Source organism: Corynebacterium tuberculostearicum, assembly GCF_016894265.1.
Taxonomy (GTDB): Bacteria; Actinomycetota; Actinomycetes; order Mycobacteriales; family Mycobacteriaceae; genus Corynebacterium; species Corynebacterium tuberculostearicum_D.
The window spans coordinates 2,400,281-2,419,381 of sequence record NZ_CP069791.1 but is presented as its reverse complement, the minus strand read 5'-3'; the positions used below and the strand labels follow the sequence as shown (position 1 = coordinate 2,419,381).

The 19,101-nt window shown below is 60.5% G+C and carries 17 protein-coding genes and 1 pseudogene; 6 read left to right on the top strand and 12 right to left on the bottom strand.

Annotated features, from left to right (window positions below; genetic code table 11):
- The first annotated feature begins 281 nt into the window (after positions 1 to 281).
- A pseudogene (locus I6J28_RS11540) lies at positions 282 to 3,710 on the top strand (pyruvate carboxylase).
- Between the two features lie 175 nt (positions 3,711 to 3,885).
- Here the strand turns inward: I6J28_RS11540 and I6J28_RS11535 are convergent.
- From I6J28_RS11535 to I6J28_RS11505, 7 genes are all read right to left on the bottom strand, one after another.
- Positions 3,886 to 4,986: a DUF5808 domain-containing protein gene (locus tag I6J28_RS11535; RefSeq protein WP_239454610.1), complete on the bottom strand. Its 1,101-nt coding sequence runs from the start codon at positions 4,984 to 4,986 to the stop codon at positions 3,886 to 3,888.
- Positions 4,987 to 5,000: 14 nt separating this feature from the next.
- Positions 5,001 to 5,378: a GntR family transcriptional regulator gene (locus I6J28_RS11530; RefSeq protein WP_204610055.1), complete on the bottom strand. Its 378-nt coding sequence runs from the start codon at positions 5,376 to 5,378 to the stop codon at positions 5,001 to 5,003.
- A 141-nt stretch (positions 5,379 to 5,519) separates the two neighbouring features.
- Positions 5,520 to 6,542 (bottom strand): ABC transporter permease, encoded by a 1,023-nt coding sequence (locus tag I6J28_RS11525; RefSeq protein WP_204610054.1) that lies wholly within the window; start codon positions 6,540 to 6,542, stop codon positions 5,520 to 5,522.
- Positions 6,539 to 7,120, bottom strand: a complete 582-nt coding sequence (locus I6J28_RS11520; RefSeq protein WP_204610053.1) for an ABC transporter ATP-binding protein — start codon at positions 7,118 to 7,120, stop codon at positions 6,539 to 6,541. Before I6J28_RS11520 ends, I6J28_RS11525 begins: the two co-directional genes overlap by 4 nt.
- A gap of 42 nt (positions 7,121 to 7,162) precedes the next feature.
- Positions 7,163 to 7,606 (bottom strand): hypothetical protein, encoded by a 444-nt coding sequence (locus tag I6J28_RS11515; protein WP_204610052.1) that lies wholly within the window; start codon positions 7,604 to 7,606, stop codon positions 7,163 to 7,165.
- A gap of 23 nt (positions 7,607 to 7,629) precedes the next feature.
- Complete coding sequence (locus tag I6J28_RS11510) at positions 7,630 to 9,393, bottom strand: acetyl/propionyl/methylcrotonyl-CoA carboxylase subunit alpha (protein ID WP_204610051.1); 1,764 nt, start codon at positions 9,391 to 9,393, stop codon at positions 7,630 to 7,632.
- Positions 9,394 to 9,548: 155 nt separating this feature from the next.
- Entirely contained in the window at positions 9,549 to 10,412 is an 864-nt protein-coding gene (locus tag I6J28_RS11505) for a sulfurtransferase (RefSeq protein ID WP_005322559.1), read from the bottom strand.
- 248 nt (positions 10,413 to 10,660) lie between these two features.
- Here I6J28_RS11505 and I6J28_RS11500 point away from each other — a divergent pair, with 248 nt between their 5' ends.
- Positions 10,661 to 11,722, top strand: a complete 1,062-nt coding sequence (locus I6J28_RS11500; RefSeq protein ID WP_204610050.1) for a Cj0069 family protein — start codon at positions 10,661 to 10,663, stop codon at positions 11,720 to 11,722.
- A gap of 88 nt (positions 11,723 to 11,810) precedes the next feature.
- A complete protein-coding gene (locus I6J28_RS11495) occupies positions 11,811 to 12,704 on the top strand; it encodes a DUF4282 domain-containing protein (protein ID WP_204610049.1) in 894 nt (297 codons plus the stop codon).
- A gap of 111 nt (positions 12,705 to 12,815) precedes the next feature.
- Here I6J28_RS11495 and I6J28_RS11490 read toward each other — a convergent pair whose 3' ends face one another.
- The 5 genes from I6J28_RS11490 to I6J28_RS11470 are packed head-to-tail and all read right to left on the bottom strand — an operon-like array spanning position 12,816 to position 16,285.
- Positions 12,816 to 13,556, bottom strand: coding sequence for a hypothetical protein (locus I6J28_RS11490; RefSeq protein WP_204610047.1), 741 nt, complete (start codon positions 13,554 to 13,556; stop codon positions 12,816 to 12,818).
- 15 nt (positions 13,557 to 13,571) lie between these two features.
- A complete protein-coding gene (locus tag I6J28_RS11485; RefSeq protein ID WP_204610045.1) occupies positions 13,572 to 13,988 on the bottom strand; it encodes a DUF3151 domain-containing protein in 417 nt (138 codons plus the stop codon).
- A gap of 31 nt (positions 13,989 to 14,019) precedes the next feature.
- The gene (locus I6J28_RS11480; RefSeq protein WP_204610043.1) at positions 14,020 to 14,607 is read right to left on the bottom strand and encodes a Maf family protein; all 588 of its coding nucleotides are present in this window, start codon (positions 14,605 to 14,607) and stop codon (positions 14,020 to 14,022) included.
- The gene (locus I6J28_RS11475) at positions 14,607 to 14,816 is read right to left on the bottom strand and encodes an acyl-CoA carboxylase subunit epsilon (protein WP_204610041.1); all 210 of its coding nucleotides are present in this window, start codon (positions 14,814 to 14,816) and stop codon (positions 14,607 to 14,609) included. The genes I6J28_RS11480 and I6J28_RS11475 overlap by 1 nt, the downstream gene beginning before the upstream one ends.
- Positions 14,817 to 14,824: 8 nt before the next feature.
- Positions 14,825 to 16,285 (bottom strand): acyl-CoA carboxylase subunit beta, encoded by a 1,461-nt coding sequence (locus I6J28_RS11470; protein WP_204610038.1) that lies wholly within the window; start codon positions 16,283 to 16,285, stop codon positions 14,825 to 14,827.
- Between the two features lie 350 nt (positions 16,286 to 16,635).
- Here I6J28_RS11470 and I6J28_RS11465 point away from each other — a divergent pair, with 350 nt between their 5' ends.
- From I6J28_RS11465 to I6J28_RS11455, 3 genes are read left to right on the top strand one after another with little or no spacing between them, the layout of a single operon-like run.
- Positions 16,636 to 17,904 (top strand): hypothetical protein, encoded by a 1,269-nt coding sequence (locus tag I6J28_RS11465; protein WP_204610037.1) that lies wholly within the window; start codon positions 16,636 to 16,638, stop codon positions 17,902 to 17,904.
- A gap of 33 nt (positions 17,905 to 17,937) precedes the next feature.
- A complete protein-coding gene (locus I6J28_RS11460) occupies positions 17,938 to 18,510 on the top strand; it encodes a hypothetical protein (RefSeq protein ID WP_198492602.1) in 573 nt (190 codons plus the stop codon).
- A gap of 2 nt (positions 18,511 to 18,512) precedes the next feature.
- Positions 18,513 to 19,091, top strand: a complete 579-nt coding sequence (locus I6J28_RS11455; RefSeq protein ID WP_204610035.1) for a hypothetical protein — start codon at positions 18,513 to 18,515, stop codon at positions 19,089 to 19,091.
- The last annotated feature ends 10 nt before the right edge of the window (positions 19,092 to 19,101 follow it).

The following is a 19,101-nucleotide window of genomic DNA, read 5'->3' as shown; positions in this document are numbered from 1 at the left end:
AAAATTAGTATGAAGTGAAAATGAACACTTAGTGAATCCAAGGGTGTCCCGCTGCATATTTTGCTGAGGCGAAAATTTGCAAGATTTACAGACCGGCTAACCCTGTTATTACTGGTCGGGCTGCAGAAACCTCCCATTCAGCGGTTTAACCGCTGGGTGGTGTGGCAAACTCCGCTTGAAAATGGGCAGACAAGGAAGGTTTCGATCTCTAAACTGAGATACGGATCACCCGAGTGGAGACGTTGTATCTCAGCGCCTTCCGAGTTGAAAGGAACACCGAAGTGGCTAATCCCGCGCTTCCATCGTTCAAAAAGATTCTGGTAGCCAACCGCGGCGAAATCGCCGTGCGTGCATTCCGTGCTGCCTTTGAGACCGGGGCAAAGACCGTCGCGGTCTATCCTCGCGAAGACCGAAACTCCTTCCACCGCGCCTTCGCGGATGAGGCCGTCCGCATCGGCGCCGAGGGGCAGCCGGTCAAGGCATACTTGGACATTGATGAGATTATCCGCGCCGCCAAGAAGGCCGAAGCGGATGCCATTTACCCCGGCTACGGATTCCTTTCGGAGCGCGCGGATCTTGCTCGTGCGTGCGAGGACAATGGCATTAAGTTCATTGGTCCGACCCCAAGCACGTTGGACCTCACCGGTGATAAGGCGGCTGCGGTTAGTGCGGCAAAGGAAGCCGGGCTGCCGACGTTGCAGGACTCGGAGCCATCGACGGACGTCGATAAGCTGGTGGAATACTCCAAGGACTTTAACTTCCCCGTATTCGTTAAGGCTGTCGCCGGTGGCGGCGGGCGCGGCATGCGCTTCGTGGAATCCGAGGATCAGCTGCGCGAAAAGGCGGCCGAGGCTTCGCGCGAGGCGGAGGCGGCGTTCGGAGACGGCAGCGTGTACCTGGAGACCGCAGTCATCAAACCGCAGCACATCGAGGTGCAGATTCTCGCCGATAGCCAGGGCAATGTGGTGCACCTCTTCGAGCGTGACTGCTCGGTGCAGCGCCGTCACCAGAAGGTAGTAGAGATTGCGCCGGCGCCGTCGCTGGATTCCGAGCTGCGTGACCGCATCTGCCAGGATGCGGTGAAGTTCTGCGAGCACATCAATTACGAGGGTGCGGGCACCGTGGAATTCCTCGTCGATGAGCGCGGCAATCACGTCTTCATCGAGATGAACCCGCGTGTGCAGGTGGAGCACACCGTGACTGAGGAAATCACCGGCGTAGACATCGTCAAGGCCCAGATGAATATCGCGGCCGGCGCATCGCTGGAAGATATTCACCTCGCCCAAGACAAGATTTCCATCACCGGTTCTGCCCTGCAGTGCCGCATCACCACCGAGGACCCGAATAACGGCTTCCGTCCCGATACCGGCACGCTGACCGCGTATCGTTCGCCGGGCGGCGCCGGCGTGCGCCTAGACGGTGCAACTTCCGTGGGCGCAGAGGTTTCGCCCAACTTCGACTCTCTGCTGGTGAAGATGACCTGCCGCGGAGCCACTTTCGAACAGGCTGTGCAGCGCGCCCAGCGTGCGCTCAACGAGTTCACCGTCTCCGGCGTGGCCACCAATATCGGCTTCCTGCGCGCCCTGCTGCGCGAGCCGGACTTTACTCAGACCCGCGTGGACACCGGATTCATCAACGCACACCCGCACCTGCTCAAGGCTCCGCCCGCAGTCGACGAATCTGGTCGCATCCTCGAATACATCGCGGAGACCACCGTTAATAAGCCCAACGGTAAGCGCCCGACGGCTCTGCGCCCATTTGATAAGCTCCCCGAGCTAGACCTTTCCGAGCCGCTCCCACGCGGTTCCCGCGATGATCTTCTCGAGTTTGGCCCGCAGAAGTGGGCAGAAAAGATCCGCAATCAGAATGCGCTGATGGTTACGGATACCACCTTCCGTGACGCCACCAGTCCCTGTTGGCCACCCGCGTTCGTGGCACTGCTTTGGTTTCTGCGGCCGAGGCCGTAGCGCGCATGACTCCGAACCTCTTCTCCGTTGAGGCTTGGGGCGGTGCGACTTATGACGTCGCCATGCGCTTCCTCCACGAGGATCCGTGGGTCCGCTTGGACTTGCTGCGTGAGGCCATGCCGAACCAGAACATCCAGATGCTCCTGCGCGGCCGCAATACCGTGGGCTATACCCCGTACCCAGATTCGGTCTGCCGTGGCTTTGTCCAGGAAGCAGCCAAGTCCGGCGTGGACGTCTTTCGCATCTTCGACGCACTTAACGACGTCTCTCAGATGCGCCCCGCCATCGATGCCGTACTCGAGACCAATACCACCGTTGCTGAGGTGGCCATGGCGTACTCCGGTGACCTTGCCTCGCCGAAGGAGAACTTGTACACGCTGGATTACTACCTCAAGCTGGCCGAACAGATTGTGGAATCTGGCGCCCATATCCTCGCCATCAAGGATATGGCGGGTCTGCTTCGCCCTGAGGCTGCTTCCAAGCTGGTCATGGCGCTACGCAAGGAATTCGATCTGCCGGTGCACGTGCACACGCACGATACCGCCGGTGGACAGATGGCGACCTACTATGCGGCCGCCCTGTCTGGCGCAGACATTGTCGATGGCGCCTCCGCACCATTAGCCGGTACTACTTCGCAGCCATCGCTGTCGGCTCTTATTGCGGCTTTCTCCCAGTCCAAGCGCGATACCGGCATCGACCTGCAGGCCGTATCGGATCTCGAGCCCTACTGGGAGGCCGTGCGCCAGCTCTATGCCCCGTTTGAGAACGGTATCCCTGGCCCGACCGGTCGCGTTTACAAGCACGAAATTCCAGGCGGTCAGCTGTCCAACCTGCGTGCCCAAGCTGTCGCCCTTGGCTTGGCAGACCGCTTCGAGATCATTGAGGACACCTATGCTGCGGTCAACGAGATGCTCGGCCGCCCAACCAAGGTCACCCGTCCTCCAAGGTTGTAGGCGATCTCGCCCTTCACCTTGTGGGTGCGGGCGTAGACCCTGATGACTTCGCTGCCAACCCGACCAAGTTCGATATTCCGGATTCGGTCAACCAGTTCCTCCGCGGCCAGCTCGGTACTCCTCCGGGCGGTTGGCCAGAGCTGCGCGATAAGGTGCTCGATGGCCGCGAGGAAACCGGCGCCAAGGTGAGCGAGGTTCCTGCGGAAGAACAGCCGCATCTGGAATCCGATAGCTCGGATGAGCGCCGCGCCAGCCTGAACCGCCTGCTATTCCCCAAGCAGTTCGAGGAATTCAATGAGTTCCGCCGCAAGTACGGCAACACTGAGGCATTGACGGATACCACCTTCTTCTACGGTCTTACGAAGGCGAAGAAAAGGTCGTCCACTACTTCCCAGAGGACTCCACCGATCGCGCCGACCTCAAGCAGGTCGTGGTGCGCCTCGACGCCGTGGGTGAGCCGGACGAAAAGGGCATGCGTAACGTGGTTCTCAACGTCAACGGCCAGATTCGCCCGATGAAGGTGCGCGACGAGAACGCCGAATCCACGGTCGCTACCGTAGAAAAGGCCGACCCCTCCAACGAGGGACACGTCGCCGCACCATTCGCCGGCGTGGTCAACCCCACCGCCAAGCCTGGCGACGAGGTTAAGGCTGGCGACCAGATCGCCGTCATCGAAGCAATGAAGATGGAAGCCTCCATCTCCGCCACTAAGGATGGCGTGGTCGAGCGCGTGGCCATCGGCCAGGCCACCAAGGTGGAAGGCGGCGACCTTATCGCCGTCATCAACTAACTGACGCACGCCAGCGCCCCGCTTCCTACGCGCAATCCTCTAGGAAGCGGGCGCTGTGCTGTCTGCAGGCGGCTTTCGCGACTTTCGTCCATATAAACCACCGATTTCGTCGACGGTTTTGGTGGTTTATATGGACGAAAATCGTGATACAGCGTGGAGGGCTAAAATTTTCAGCCTAGTAGAAAGGTAGCGCTATTGAGCCGACTAGAACCAGAAGCGTGATGACGAGGAATGCCTTGGCCTGCCAGCGGGCGAAATTAAACGACATGCCTGTGCCGAAGCGCTTATCCACTAGTACCGCAGGATCCTCGGGGTTGTAGTACATCACGCCCCATTTATAGAGGTGGTCATTGTCCGGTGATTCATTGTCTTCATCGGGAAAGCGGATTCCACGCAGTTGCTCGGATAATTGAGATTGTTGTAGAGAAGAAACGCAACCAGTCCGATGCTGCCACCGATGGTAATAACCAACATCGTGATAATGGCGGCTCCATTGAAACCGTTGAAATTGCGGTACAGGGCCGGTTACTTGCATGAAGGCCATGCCCACACACATGAGCAGGGTGAAGACTCCCATACCGGTATTCGTGAAGGCGAGGTTGGCCTCGTTGCGCAGTCGAGCTTTAATGCTGCGTTCTGAACGTGGGAATACCTCACTATGTGCGATACAAGAGCAGATGACGGCGAAAAGCAAGAGCATTCCTAAGGCGATGAATGAGATAGAAAAAACGCTGCCGATACTCTTTTCGCTCCAATTATCCGCCTCCATGGAAGAATTCCAGTGCACTGGAACGGGGTCAGGAATATCGGACCAGTGGGAAGCGACGATGATGGCACCGGCCGCGATACACAACAGCGAGGCGAGCATTGTTATCCACGGAAAAGTCGGCGTGGGGATGCCTGCGAATTCGGGTGTGCCATTGGCGTTGGTGGAAACACGAGCAGCGATGGTGGTTTCAACCTCGTCGAACCAACCGCCGGCCTTTTTCGCGGCGATGATGCGGCGGCGTTGAGAGATGTAGGCCCACAAGCCGCCGAGCGTCACCAAGAGGGACGGTACGGCGGCGAGGAGTGGCAATTTCCAGGCAAAGAGGGACAGAATTGTTGCCGCGACGCCGCAACCCCAAGTACGTACCTTGTATCCAGCAAGAGCAGAGGTAACTGCACTATCGGAAAGGTAGTCCTTTGGCACGCGCACACCGAGCGGTGTGCCGGGCGAGGAAAGGGAGGGAGCTTTGGCCATAATCCAAGTAATTGCGAGAGTTGTGACGGCCATTAAGAGGGCGAAAATCATGACGATACTTCCAAGTGTTTAAGAGTGGAGCTGAGGTGGGTGTGGAGCTCATCTGGGCTAAAGCCTTGGGCACGGGCGAGCGCAACTACTCGGCCTAATTGCTCAGCTAGTTGTCTTTCTTGAGCCTCGGTGTGAGCGCCGGGTCTGACGATGGAGCCGGAGCGGCCGGCGGTTTCAATGAGGCCGTCAGAGACCAAGAGGTCGTACGCCTTTTTTACGGTGGCTGGGTTGATGCCTATGTCTTTGGCGACGCGGCGGACAGGGTCTAGCTTGTCGCCATCAGAGAGCTGGCCGCGAGCTATGGCCAGTACTAATTCATCGTGGATTTGTTGGAAGACGGGGACATCTGAATCGGGGTTGAGGTTAATGAACATCTGTCACCTCCAATCTTTATTCTGTATTACTTATAGTAACACAAACTGTGTTATGTGAAGTAATACAGAATAAAGCTCAAAAGAAATCCCCAGGTATGTGCAACTTATTGAAGTGGCGTACCTGGGGAAAGCGCAGGGCGACTAAAAGAAGAGGACCACAGCTACGGCCGCAATGCCGTAGCCGCCGCGCAGGAAGTAACCGAAGACTTCGGGGGAGAACGAAGCACCGAAGCCACCGGTGTCGATGATGTTCATGGTGGCCACTCGCGCTGGGCGGGAGCGCTTGAAGGAGGCGTAGGTAAGTCCTAAACAGCACGCGGCGAGTACGAGTACCGGCAGCTTCCACACGGCGGCGATGAAGGCGGTACCGAGAACGGCGGCACCGGCTGTCGCGGTCAAGGGAAGTCCCCAGTCGGGCCAGGTTCCGTCGATGATGCGGCCAAAGGATGCGGCGCGGCCGGTGGCGGCGCCGACGATGGTCCATGCGGCAGCGAATCCTATGAGCGCCAGGCTGCCGAGCTGTGGGACAAGGCCTAGGGTGAGGCCGATGACAGCTACCGCGCCGAGCGGGATGTACCAGCGGCGGTATAGGCGCCGGATAAAGAGATAGCTGGGCGACGTCGTGGCGCGCGAGCTGGGGCGCAGGCGCGCCGACTGGGAAGCAATGGCATCGGCAGAAACCTCAGAATCCAAAAGCCCAAAGGAAGACGAGCCGACGGCACGGGTGCGGCCCGCGCGAAGAAGCGAGGCGAGGTCGAAGGAACGCCAGCCGAGCGCTATGCGCAGCAAGGGGAGGGCCATCGCCGCATAGAGCGGAAGGCGCAGCGACGTGCACAGGGCTAGGCCGAGGAGGCTCACGCCGGCGAGCTGGGCAATGGACAGCTTATCGACGCCCCGCATACGCCCCCGCGGCCTATCCACATAGACCCACCGGCTGAGCGAAAGGCTGCGCAGCGGATAGAGCGCTTCAAGAAGAACGATGAGGGCGAGGGAGCCGACCCCAGCGCCGATGGTCGCGGTGGCGGGCAGGGCCGCGGCTGTGCGCTGCGCGAGCGAGGGCAAAACCTCGGCGGCATTCTGCCAAGCGTAAACACTGACGCTCGCGATGAGCGCCGCTATAAAGGCGTAATAGAGGGCTGAGGAGGCTGTGGACAGAAGCTTCATGAAATTTCCACCACCTCGTCGCAGGCATCGAAGATGGCCGGGGAGTGGGAGGCCAGCACTACACAACGGCCCTCGGCGGCGAGGTGGCGCAGCTCCTCGGCCAAGAAGGCGGTCCAGGTGTGGTCAAGGTGGCGCTCGGGTTCGTCGATAAGCAGAGCCTTGGCCGGCTGATAGAGCTGGGCGGCGAGGTAAACGCGCTGGCGCTGGCCAGAAGAAAGGTCGCTGACTGCGGAGTTTAGGATGGCGTCATCGAGGGCCCACAGCTCATGGACCTCGGCAAAGTCTACGCCGGAGCGGCGCGAAAGCAGGGTGAAGTGTTCGCCGACGGTGAGGTCGGGCAAGAAGACCGGGTCCGCGACTGCGATGACGGAGCCGGCGGCCTCTGCGCTGCCGGGCCCGGTGCCGTCGATGGTAACGGTGCCCTCGAGTGGGGCAATCTCGCCGCTCAACGTCTGCAGCAGCGTAGATTTACCCGCACCATTGGGGCCCTTCAAGCCGTATACGCGACCGGCGTCGAAGGTGCGATTCAGGCGCCCTAAAGCGGTGGAATGTCCATAAGTTGCATCTATTTTCAGCATCGTAGCTAGGTTAGCAGGAGGGCGGCCGGACCTAGGGGCGAGCTAGAAGCGGCGGAAGAACTTACCGGGGTCGAGCTCTTCAAATCCGGGCAAGGGCTCAGCGGAAGAGATGCCGGGGGCAGTCTGCTCGGCCGCGAGGCCGATGGCGTTGGCAATAAGCAACTCGCGGGCGGCGGGGTCATCGCTGGAGACGATGAGCTCGGGAATGTCTTCGGGGTCGAAGGGGGTAAGCCAGGTGGCGTCGTCAAGCGGGTGCGCCGAGGGATCGCCCAAGAAAGCTGGGCCTTTGTCGGCGGCGGGATAGTAGCGCAGGAGCGCGGCGCCGCGGGGAGCAACAGTGGGGTCCTCGTTGGCGGCCATGGGCAGGGCGATAACCCCGCCGTCCACAATGGGGGACCAGTCCGCGATAGAAGAAGGGAAGAGGCCCGCAAGATAGTCGCGGTCCTCTTCCTTGGCCAAGCGCACGCCGAGAGAAGAATCAGTCATTCTTCCAAGGCTAGCGGGGTAGGCTACTTGATTTCCAGCAGTACGCTGCCCTTGGTGGTAGCAGCGCCTGCCTCCACGGCCAAGCCGGTAACGGTGCCGGCCTTATGTGCCTTGACGGGGTTTTCCATCTTCATGGCCTCGAGCACGAGGAGGACCTCGCCCTCGGTGACCTCTTGACCTTCTTCGACGTTGACCTTGATGACCGTGCCCTGCATTGGGGAGGTAACGGCATCGCCGGATACAGCGGCCTTGGCGCCAGAGCCCTTGCGCTTCTTCTTTTTGCGTGGGGTGCCGGTGGCGCCGAAGGAGGCGGGGAGGGCGACCTCGATGCGGCGGCCGTCGATTTCCACGGTGTGTACCTGGGACGGCTCTGCCTCTGCAGCCTCGGCATCGGTGGAGTCATCGTGGGCGGGCAGCTGGTTATCCCATTCCTCTTCGATCCACTTGGTGTAGACGTCGAAGTTGCCGTCTTCTGCGGTGAAAGCTGGATCAGCAACGATAGCCTGGTCAAACGGGATAACGGTGGGCAGGCCCTCCACCGTGTACTCGGACAGGGCGCGGGCGGAGCGACGCAGCGCGGTCTCGCGGTCTGGGCCCCAGACGATGAGCTTGGCCAGCATGGAATCGAATTGGCCGCCAATGACGGAGCCCTGGACGACGCCGGAATCAACGCGCACGCCCGGACCCGACGGCTCGGAGTACTTCACGATGGTGCCAGGGGCTGGCATGAAGTTCGCCGCGGCATCCTCGCCGTTGATGCGGAACTCGAAGGCGTGGCCGCGCGGGGTGGGGTCTTCCTTCAGAGAGAGCTCGTGGCCCTCAGCGATGCGGAACTGCTCGCGCACGAGATCGAGGCCGGTGGTTTCCTCGGAAACTGGGTGCTCCACCTGCAGGCGGGTATTGACCTCTAGGAAGGAAATGAGGCCATCGGCGCCCACCAGGTATTCCACGGTGCCTGCGCCGTAGTAGCCGGCCTCGCGGCAGATGCGCTTGGCGGACTCGTGGATGGAGGCGCGCTGCTCATCAGTGAGGAAAGGAGCCGGGGCTTCTTCGACCAGCTTTTGGAAGCGGCGCTGCAGGGAGCAATCGCGCGTGCCGACGACGACTACGTTGCCGTGCTTATCCGCCAGCACCTGGGCCTCGACGTGGCGGGCTCGGTCCAGGTAACGCTCTACGAAGCACTCGCCGCGACCGAAGGCGGAAGTCGCCTCACGGGTGGCGGATTCAAAGAGCTCGGGGATTTCCTCTGCGGAGTAGGCCACCTTCATGCCGCGGCCGCCGCCGCCAAAGGCAGCCTTGATGGCTACGGGCAGGCCGTATTCCATGGCGAAGGACTGCACCTCATCGGCGCCGGCTACCGGATCTTTGGTGCCTGGGGCCATGGGGGCTTCGGCGCGCTCGGCGATGTGCCGCGCGGTAACCTTATCTCCCAAGTCACGGATGGACTCGGGGGAGGGGCCAATCCAAGTCAGGCCGGCATCGATGACGGCCTGGGCAAAGTCGGCGTTTTCAGACAAGAAGCCATAGCCGGGGTGGATAGCATCGGCGCCGGACTTTTCTGCGGCGTCCAGAATCTTGTCAAAGACGAGGTATGACTCTGCAGAAGTGGTGCCGCCGAGGGCAAAGGCTTCGTCGGCAAGCGAGGCAAAAGGTGCCTGGGCGTCTGGCTCGGCGTAGACGGCGACGGAGGCAATGCCAGCGTCGCGGGCCGCGCGGATCACGCGAACGGCGATCTCACCGCGGTTCGCCACGAGAACCTTAGAGATCTTTTTGGTTTCTACTGCCACGGCAGCAACCTCCTGAACACATTAGGTTGAATACGCAATCTATTCTTGCACACAAAAGCATGAGTTAATTTTCACGCACGCGAGTGGGGATGTTTTTGAACAAAAATAAACCCACATCCCTGCCGGATATGGGTTTATGTGGCGAAACCGAAAAGTTAACGCTCAATCGGCATTTTCACCATATTGCCCCACTCAGACCACGAACCATCGTAGACCTGCGTCTTTGTGAATCCCAAAAGATGCGTCAACACAAACCAGGTGTGTGCGGCCTGTGCGCCCACGTGGGAGTAGAGAATCGTTGCAGATTCAGGCTCCAACATTCCGTAATTAACCTTGAGCTCCTCGGCCGAGCGGAAGCAGGAGTTGGGATAGTTGGAACGGTCCCACTCGAGGTTGATGGCGCCCGGGATGTGGCCGTGGCGCATGGTGGTTCCGTAGGCGGAATCGCCATTGGGATCGTGCTCGGTGGCCTCGCCCGCAAACTCCTCTGGGGAGCGGGTATCCACGAGCGCTCCTTCGGACTCGCGCACTTGGTCTACGAAGGCACGCAGGACGGAATCATCGCGGCTTACCTCGGGGTATTCGGATACGGGGAAGTCCGGCACCATGAAGGAAGTATCGCGTTCCTCGGCCATCCAGGCATTGCGGCCACCATCGAGCAGGCGAACATCCTTGTGGCCAAAGAGGGTAAATACCCACAGGGCGTAGGCGGCCCACCAATTGGACTTATCGCCATAAAGGACGATCGTATCGTCGGCATTAATGCCCTTGTCTCGCATCAAGGCAGTGAACTCTTTGCCATCGATGAAATCGCGAGTAAGTGGGCTCAGTAGCTCCGTGCGGAAGTTGATGCGGGTGGCGGTGGGGATATGGCCAATGTCATAGAGGAGCGAGTCTTCATCGACCTCGATGACGCGCAGGCCCTTGATGCCTAGGCGTGCGGACAGCCACGGTGCAGACACGAGGCGCTCGGGGTGTGCGTATTCCTGAAATGGGGGATAGGGATCAACGTCAGCCACTGTCCGCCTGCCTTTCCTATAAGGGTTAGTAATTTGCTCCCACCACTTTAACCCGAATTTTCCCGTGGTGATCACTCGGGGATCATTCCTGTGGTGTGCGATACAGGGCTCGGCCGGGGAAATAGGGGCGCCGGCCGGCGGGGTTAGGCGGAGGGGGCAGTTGGCCGGGCGGGGGAGGAAAAGCTGGGATAAACTACGGATATGGTGCGACAACGTGCTATGAACACCACCTAAGAAGGGAATTGCTAGTGCACAATGCAATCGTTGTATTTGAGGTAGAGGGCGGCTCCGATAAAGGCGCAGATGGTCACCGTAAGGACACCATGCCGATCGTCGACGCGATCAAGGAACAAGGCTGGAATGCGGAGGTTATCTACTTCCACCCAGACAAGGCGGAGGAAATCTACGCCCAGGTTTCTGAAAACTTTGATGCGTATATCTCTCGTGTGAACCCAGGCAATATCCCCGGCGGCGAGAAGGGCTACTTCGAATTGCTCACCAAGCTGGCAGACGCCGGCCTGGTAGGCATGTCCACTCCGGCAGACATGATGGCCTACGGCGCCAAAGATGCACTGGTCAAGCTCAATGACACCCCGCTGGTGCCGGACGATACCGTCGCGTACTACGAGGTAGAAGAGCTGCATAATACTTTCCCCACCTCGCTGTCTTATGGTGAGCGGGTGCTCAAGCAAAACCGCGGTTCCACCGGTGAGGGCATCTGGCGCGTGCGCCTCGCGGACCAGGAGCTTGCCCAGGCCGTGGAACCGGGCACCGCGCTCCCGCTCGATACCGCCCTGAAGTGCACCGAAGCAGTAGATAACCAGACCCACGACTACAAGCTGGGCGCCTTCATGGACTTCTGTGACCAGTACATTGAGGGCGATAACGGCATGCTGGTGGACATGCGCTTTATGCCGCGCATTGTGGAGGGCGAAATCCGCATTCTCCTCGTGGGTGACGAGCCGGTATTCATCGTGCACAAGAAGCCAGCGGAAGGCGGCGACAACTTCTCTGCCACGCTCTTCTCCGGCGCAAAGTACACCTACGATAAGCCGGAATCTTGGCCGGAGTTGCTCGAGATGTTCGAGAAGGCTCGCCCCGTTATCGCAGAGAAGCTCGGCGATACCAAGGACGTTCCGCTGATTTGGACCGCGGACTTCATGCTTGACGATGCCCCCGATGGCACCGACACCTATGTCCTCGGCGAGATCAACTGCTCCTGTGTTGGCTTCACTTCCGAGCTAGACATGGGCATCCAAGAAAAGGTTGCCGCCGAGGCAATTCGTCGCGTTCAGGACGCGAACGCCTAGCGCACGCTGTATTCTGCCAAGTGGCCCCACGGGTGACCGTGGGGCATTTTCCTACCATCCCCCTAAAGCATTTTCTAAGGACCAGATTATGGCTGATAATGATTTCAACTCCGACGGGTTTCCGAAGGATTTTTCTCCGCGCGATTTTTCTGAAACCCCGCGTCACCGCGCCGAGGACGCTGCGAAAAGCGCCGAAGGCGCCGGTGCCTCCGAGGTGAATGAGACTAAGGAATTCGGCTCTACCGATGCCAAGGAGACGAAGTCTTTCGGCCACACCGATAAGCCTGGTGAGCCTGGAAATTCGAGTAACCTTTCCTCCCCGAAGCCGAGCGCGGAGGGCAACTCCTCTGACTTCTGGGCCTCCTCGAAGTCCTCCACCCCAAGCGGGGGCGCTGCCTCCCGTGCGCATAATCCATTTACGGATTCGGCATCGTCGGACGCTGCTGCGAACGGCGATCAATTCGGCTCCGCCCAGTCCGCTAACGATCGGCCGGTTTTCGGCGGCTATACCCAGCAGCAGGGCACGAGCCAGGGATTCGGACAGTTCCCGCAAGCAGGCGATGCCACTGCCGATTCCGGCCAGACTCTCGGTAATAAGAAGAGCCAGATGAGTGACACCCTCAAGGGCTTGGGAAAGAAAGACGGCCTATTGGGCGGGCTCTTTGAGTTCGAGTTCAAGCACTTCCTGACACTTACCCACGTGAAGGAAATCTACAAGGTTGCCATGATCCTTGGTGGCATCATGTGGATCCTTCACCTCCTCGGTGCCTTCTTGTTCGCCACCGGCATGGGCATTTATGGCATTAGGGAAGATTCCGCGTCCGCCATCTTCGGAAGCATCTTTGCGTTCATCTTCCTGGCGGTACTGAGCACTGTCATTTACTACGCAATCATGGTCGCCATCAGGCTATTCCTGGAAGCCATGGTGGCTAACGTGCGCATCGCCCAAAACACCGGCGATATCCTGGACAAGATGGACTAGCGCTGTAATGAGCTGCTTGCGCAATTAAGCGAGCAAAGGCGAGCGCCCCGGCGGGATTCCGCTGGGGCGCATTGTATTGCAGGCCCAGGCGATTAAATTCCGGCCGAAAAGCTAGTCGTAGGTGCCCAGCTGGTAGCTGGGAAGGTCAACCCACATCTTGTTGAATTCCGCGACTTCACCGGATACCGGTTCGAGGGAATCGCCCTGTGCCCGCAAGCGCACAGTGTGGTGGGCGGTAATGCCCTCTGCGGTGGTGCGGCTGCGCTCTCCCCACGTGAAATCGACCTCGTTGTCTGAGACCGGGGTGATGCTCTCTACCTTGTGGAAGATGGACATGTCCTTGGCCGGAGCGCCATTGACGTAAAAGGCTATGCCATCAGCAATCGAAGCGCCGGTGCCCGCCGGACCGTTCAAGTCACCCATTGAGCCGCGGAAGATGATCCAGCTGATCGTGGCGCACGGGTCATAGGAGTTGTCGATATCGGCGATCCAGTAATTGAAATCACTGCCATCATCGGCGGGCATGCGCCCGGGAGCCGTGCCAGAGGCGTAGACCTTGCGCGGATCGTTGGGCAGCTCCGTGCACTCGGCGTCCTCGCTCTTTTCCTGCTGCTGCGTGGTCGCTTCATCGCCCCCGTCGGTGGACTCGGACGGGGAGGGTGCTGCTGCGGAAGCCGCATCGTCTCCGCTGGAGGATTCATCCTCGGCAGGTGCTTGGCTGGAAAAGACCGGCTCTGGGGAGGAAGAAGAATCCTCCTGAGCACCGCAGGCGCTGAGCGCGAGCGGCACGGCAGCGGTGAGCAATACGGCGGCGGAGAAGCGGCGTAGGCAGCGCGGTGTCACGGCAGGCATGCGGGAACTCCAGGATTAGTCGAGGAGGGTGGCGACGGAGTCCGGGTCGGCGTCGGAAAGCATCTGGCGAATGCGGTCGTACTCGTCGTCTTCGCCGATGGCCTTGGCTGCGTGGCCGAGCGCGGCGATGGCGCGCAGGACACCCTGGTTCGGTTCATGGGAGAAGGGGATAGGGCCCCAACCCTTCCAACCATTGCCACGCAGGCGGTCGAGGCTGCGGTGGTAGCCCGTGCGCGCGTAAGCGTAGGCGGTGATGAAAGCGGCCGGCTCGGAGCCTTCCTGCTCCTTGAGCTCCTGCTCCGCTAGGAGTGCCCACAGCAGCGGGGAATCGGGGTGGGCAACAATGCCGGCGGCGAGATCCGAGGTGGACTCTGCGCCGGGATCGGCCGGCAGCTCAATGGGTTTCGGGGCAAGCATGTCTTTCATTTCCATGCCACCCCACTGTAGCGACGCCGGCGCGCTGCTACCAGAAATCGGAGACGTTCAGATCAAAGGCATAGAGCGCGCGACGCACCACCGGCAGCGATAGCCCGATAACGGAGGAAGGATCGCCTTCGATGCGGTCAATGAACCAGCCGCCCATAGCTTCCAAGGTAAAGGCACCGGCGCAGTGGAGAGGCTCGCCGGAGTGGGCATAGGCTGCGATATCGGCCTTGCTGGCCTGGGCAAAGTGCACCGTGGTGGTGGACGTTTCCACATGGCGCTTATCGCCAAAGATAAGGCAGTGGCCGGTCAGCAGCTCGGCTGTGCGGCCGGCTTGCTGGTGCCAGCGCTCAATGGTGGCTTCCTCAGTAAGGGGCTTGCCTTGTAGCTCGCCGTCGAGCAGCAGCATGGAATCGCCGCCGATGACGGGCTCGGTGGGGTAGCGTTCGGCCACCTTTTCAGCCTTGGCGGTGGCGAGGGCCGCCACGATATCGGCCGGCGGGTGGCCCGCGAGCGAGGCTTCGAGGGAGCGCTCGTCAATATCGGCCGGCTCCAAAACGGGCTCCACGCCCGCGCCGCGCAGGATAGACGCGCGCGAGGGTGATTGGGAGGCGAGGATAAGCCGCATTAGAAGTACCGTACGGTATGGAAGGCGGAGGGGTTGTAGACGCGCTGCGCGCCATAGCGCTCGAAGCGCTCGGCCGGGTTGCCCCATTCATTGCGTTCTCCGGTGGAGCCCGAGTGCTTGGCGCTCATCTGCGCCAATACGGCGCGCAGGGCCGCGAGCTCATCCTCGGTGGGATTGCCCTTGACTACCTTGATTTCCGGCGTAGACATTTCCCCTCCTAAACGGTTCCGTGCTTCTTCGGTACCTGGGCCACGGCCTTGCGCTCTAGCAGGCGCAGGCCTTCTACCAGGTAGTGGCGGGTTGCAGTTGGCTCGATAACATTATCGGCCAGCCCGCGCTCTGCTGCGGCATACGGGTGCAAGAAGAGCTCGTCCATCTCCTCTTCCTTGTCCTCCGAGCCATAAATGGCCAGGGAAGCTTGGGAGGCCTGGGTGACGGCAATTTCCGCGGTGGGCCATGCGTAGACCAGGTCCGCGCCGAGGTCCTTGGCGCCCATAAATGCGTAGGCCGGGCCAATGGCCTTGCGGGTGATCACAGTGAGCTTGCCGACGCTCGCTTCAGCCTGCGCATAGGCAAACTTCGACGCTCTGCGCAGCAGGCCGGCCTTTTCCTCTTCCGGGGTAGGCACAAAGCCTGGGGAGTCCACGAATTCCACGATGGGAGTATTGAAGGCATCACAGGTACGCACGAAGCGTGCGGCCTTTTCTGCCGCGGCGGAGTCCAAGGCGCCGGCCAGCGCCAGCGGCTGGTTGGCAACGATGCCGACGGCGCGGCCATCGATGTAGGCAAAACCGGTAAGGATGTTTTGTGCGGCCTCGGCGGAAAGCTCGAAGAAGGAGCCTTCATCGACGACAGCCTTGATGACCTCGCTCATGTCATAGGCCTGCGCGGCGGTATCCGGGATGACGCTATTGAGATCAAAGTCCGCGACGCTACCGGCATCCACGCGCGGCGCCGCGGCGCGGTTATTGGCGGGGAAGTAGGCCAAAACATCGCGCACGAGGGACAGAGCCTGCTTGTCGTCGCTGGCCACCAGGTGAGCAGTGCCAGACTCTGCGTGGGCTGCGGCGCCGCCAAAGGTCTCTGGCTCAGCGCCGGCCACGTGGCTGGCGGCCTGGTGGAGGGCGGTGCCCTGGGTGACTACGAGGACATCGGCAAACGTCGGCGCGAACGCCGCAATGCCGCTGGTATTGCCCGCGACAACGGAAATCTGCGGGATAAGGCCCGAAGCCTGGGAGACACGCGCCATGAGGCGGGCGTATCCGGCCATGGTGACGATGCCCTCTTGCACACGCGGGCCGGTGGATTCATAGATGCCGATGATGGGCACGCCGGTCTTGATGGCGAGGTCATATACCTTGGTGAGCTTTTCGGCATAAACCTCACCCATCGTGCCGTCGAAGATTTCGCCGTCCTGGCTAAAGACGCAGACGCGGCGGCCGTCGATAGTGCCGTAGCCGGTCACTACGCCATCAGTATAGGGGCGGTCATGCTCGCGACCGAAGTCGGTAGAGCGGTGGCGGGCTAGCGCGTCCGTTTCCACGAAGGAGCCCTCATCGAGCAGCTGCGTCACGCGGGTGCGGGCGGCCGGCTCGCCTTCTCCCAGCGGCGCGCGGGACTCGGCGAGCTTGGCGTCCAGGTCCTCGATCTTGCCGGCGGTGGTTTTCAGGTCAGTCATAGGCCCCCACACTACTAGCGCACCCCTCACAATGCGGAATGGAACGCTGCGGGGACGCGGTGCGGAAAATGATTGGGTGGCAAATGCCACTACAGTGTGGGCAGTGCATGGAACCTGGGAATTTCTTGGGTGGCATTAGGTTGAAGGGCCCTAATCTGGGGGTGGTGTCTCCTGTAAACATTTAACGGTGCCGGGCAGGTAAGCGCCCATTATTGCACCTCAAGGCAGGTAAAAGTAGTAGGAAGAATTTCATTCAACTATTGATGTGCGTCCTTTAAGCCCTTATGATTGCCTGAGTCTTCATGAATGTTTCCCCTGATTTTTAACGATCTATTAAGGACGGTCTTCTGGTGATTAAAAAGGGACTGCGTTTGCTCGCACCGCTCGCCGTAGCGGCTCTCTTCACGCCAGTGGCACACGCGGGAGATGTTCCCCCGATGCCGCAGGCATATCCCATTTCCAACCTCTACAAGAGCTGCAGTGCTTCCGGCGATAACGCAGAGCGTGAATGGCGCTTTGCAGAAACCGGCCGCCGCTACATGAGCGACGGCACCCTGCAGTTTAAAAACACCACCAACCAAGAAGTGCCCTACACCGCCGAGGTAGAAACTGGTACCAATCACGAGATTGAAGCCAATTCCAAGGCCAAGCTGCCTTCCGGTTGGGACACCACCGCTAAGTCCGATATCGGTCTGAAGATGACCAACGGCTGGCGCGATAAAGAAACCTTCGGCCCTGTGAAGCTGAAGCCGGGTGAGTCCTTCCGCGTCGAATACGGCGTCATTGAAAAGGACTTCATCTCCATGTTCGTAGGCTGCAACGATGACCGCTTGGAAAACATCCCAGGCTCTAACGTCATCCGCGGTAAGGGCCCGGCCGAGCGCTACGCCTTCGCCTACATCATCAAGGCGGACGGCTCCGTATCCGATTTGGCCATGGAAATTCCATCCCGTTCCCCGGGTGCAAACTCCAAGCCGATCGAGGGCAACTACACCTCCGTATCTGGCCCGAGCCTAGAGAAGATTGCCGATCCGAAGAAGGATGAAATCATGCAGCCTTCTGCAGATCTGCAGCGCGATCCCTCCTGGCCTAAGGAAGGCGATAAGTGTGAAGCCGGCGATACCTCCTGGTACCCGCTGGACATCACCGCGGTAAAGCCGACCTACCGGAAGGCTGGTTACTCCACGGACTTCCTCAATTGGTCCAAGGGCGACTACGAGTTCGCACCGGTAACCGACTTCGTCGTTGGCGCCGAGCACGCCCCGTACACCAACTGGCGGGGCAACCGCGGCGATATTCCGAAGGGCTGGCTGGAGTCCGTCGGTGCCGTAAAGCGCGCCTACATGCCGGTCGGCACCGAGCTTAAGCACGTCGACCTCAAGCCAGGCGAGCGTGTGCGTGTGGAGTATGGCACCACCATGACCCGCATCAACTACCGCGAGATTCACTGCGGCAAGAGCGGAAACTACGACCTCACCTCTAACTACAAGCAGACCTCCGCCCCGAGCGGCTTCTGGGCAGAGGCCAAGATCACCGATAAGGCCGGCAACACCCGCACCGAGGACGTCACTCCGGACGAATTCCGCGACCTGCCGGTTCCTACCCAGACCATCTACTAAACACCACCCTCATCTACGCAAGGAGAAAATTCCATGTTCAAGTCCAAGATTGCTTCTACCACCGCGGCTCTTGCCGTTGCTTCCGGCCTCATCTTCGCTCCGGCCGCTAACGCCCTGCCGCAGCGCGACCTCGGCCCGGCCAACCCGACCACCATCGGTGAGCGTTGCTCCAACCCGGGCGACACCGGCCAGACCGTTGACATCAAGCGCACCTACTTCGATGGCTCCGCCGGTTCCTGGACCGTGTCCAACTACAACGATGAGCCGTTGCCGGTAACCCGTTCCATCACCGAGACCAAGACCAAGACCTGGAATGTGTCCGCAGGCATTGACTTCAAGCTGATGGACCTCATCAACTTCACCTTCTCCTCCAGCTACACCGATAGCCAGTCCTACGAGGTAGGCGAGCAGGTAGGTCCGTACAACATCGCTCCGGGCAAGACCGCCGTCCTGCGCGCCGGCTGGGTTGTCTCTGACTTTGAGGGCCAGAAGACCGTGTGCGGCTCCGACCACAAGTGGCAGGCCAACGGCGGCACCTTCACCGCCACCCTGCCGAAGGAGCGCCACATCGAGGTCTCCACCCGCGATAACAACGATTGGGGCTAAACGTGAGCAAGACGTCCATCGCTAGCGCCCTCGCGGCGCTGAGCCTGGTGGCCGCTCCTGTTGCCCACGCCGCTGATTTCGGTGGGGACTTTGAGCTGCCCCAGCGCTGGAACGACGACTACAAGCCAGGCACGCATTGCTCGACGCCAGGTGAAAACGGCACCTACGTCACCGCAAAGCGCCGCTGGTTCAAGCAGACCGACGCTACCAGCGTGGCAAACCGCAACGCCGAGGAAGTACCGGTCAAGCACACCGTTACCCAGGCTCGCACGCAGACCATCGAGGTCTCCGGGTCCGTTGAGGGCACCGGTGAGCTAGCCAAGGTGCTGACCAAGACCTATGGCTTCAACTACGTCAGCGAGCAGCACTGGAAGCTAAACCAGGTGGTTGGCCCGTACACCCTGCCTGCGAACTCGCAGGGCAAGCTGGTGTGGGGCTTTACCATGCTCGACACCGATGGTCAGGACGTGCGCTGTAACGCTGACCAGCAGTGGGAAGCGCAGGGCAAGCCGTACTCGGCCACCGTACCGGAAGCGCGCTACTCCGAGCTGCGCCTCGAAGACGCCCCTGAGTGGAACTAACTCCACTGCG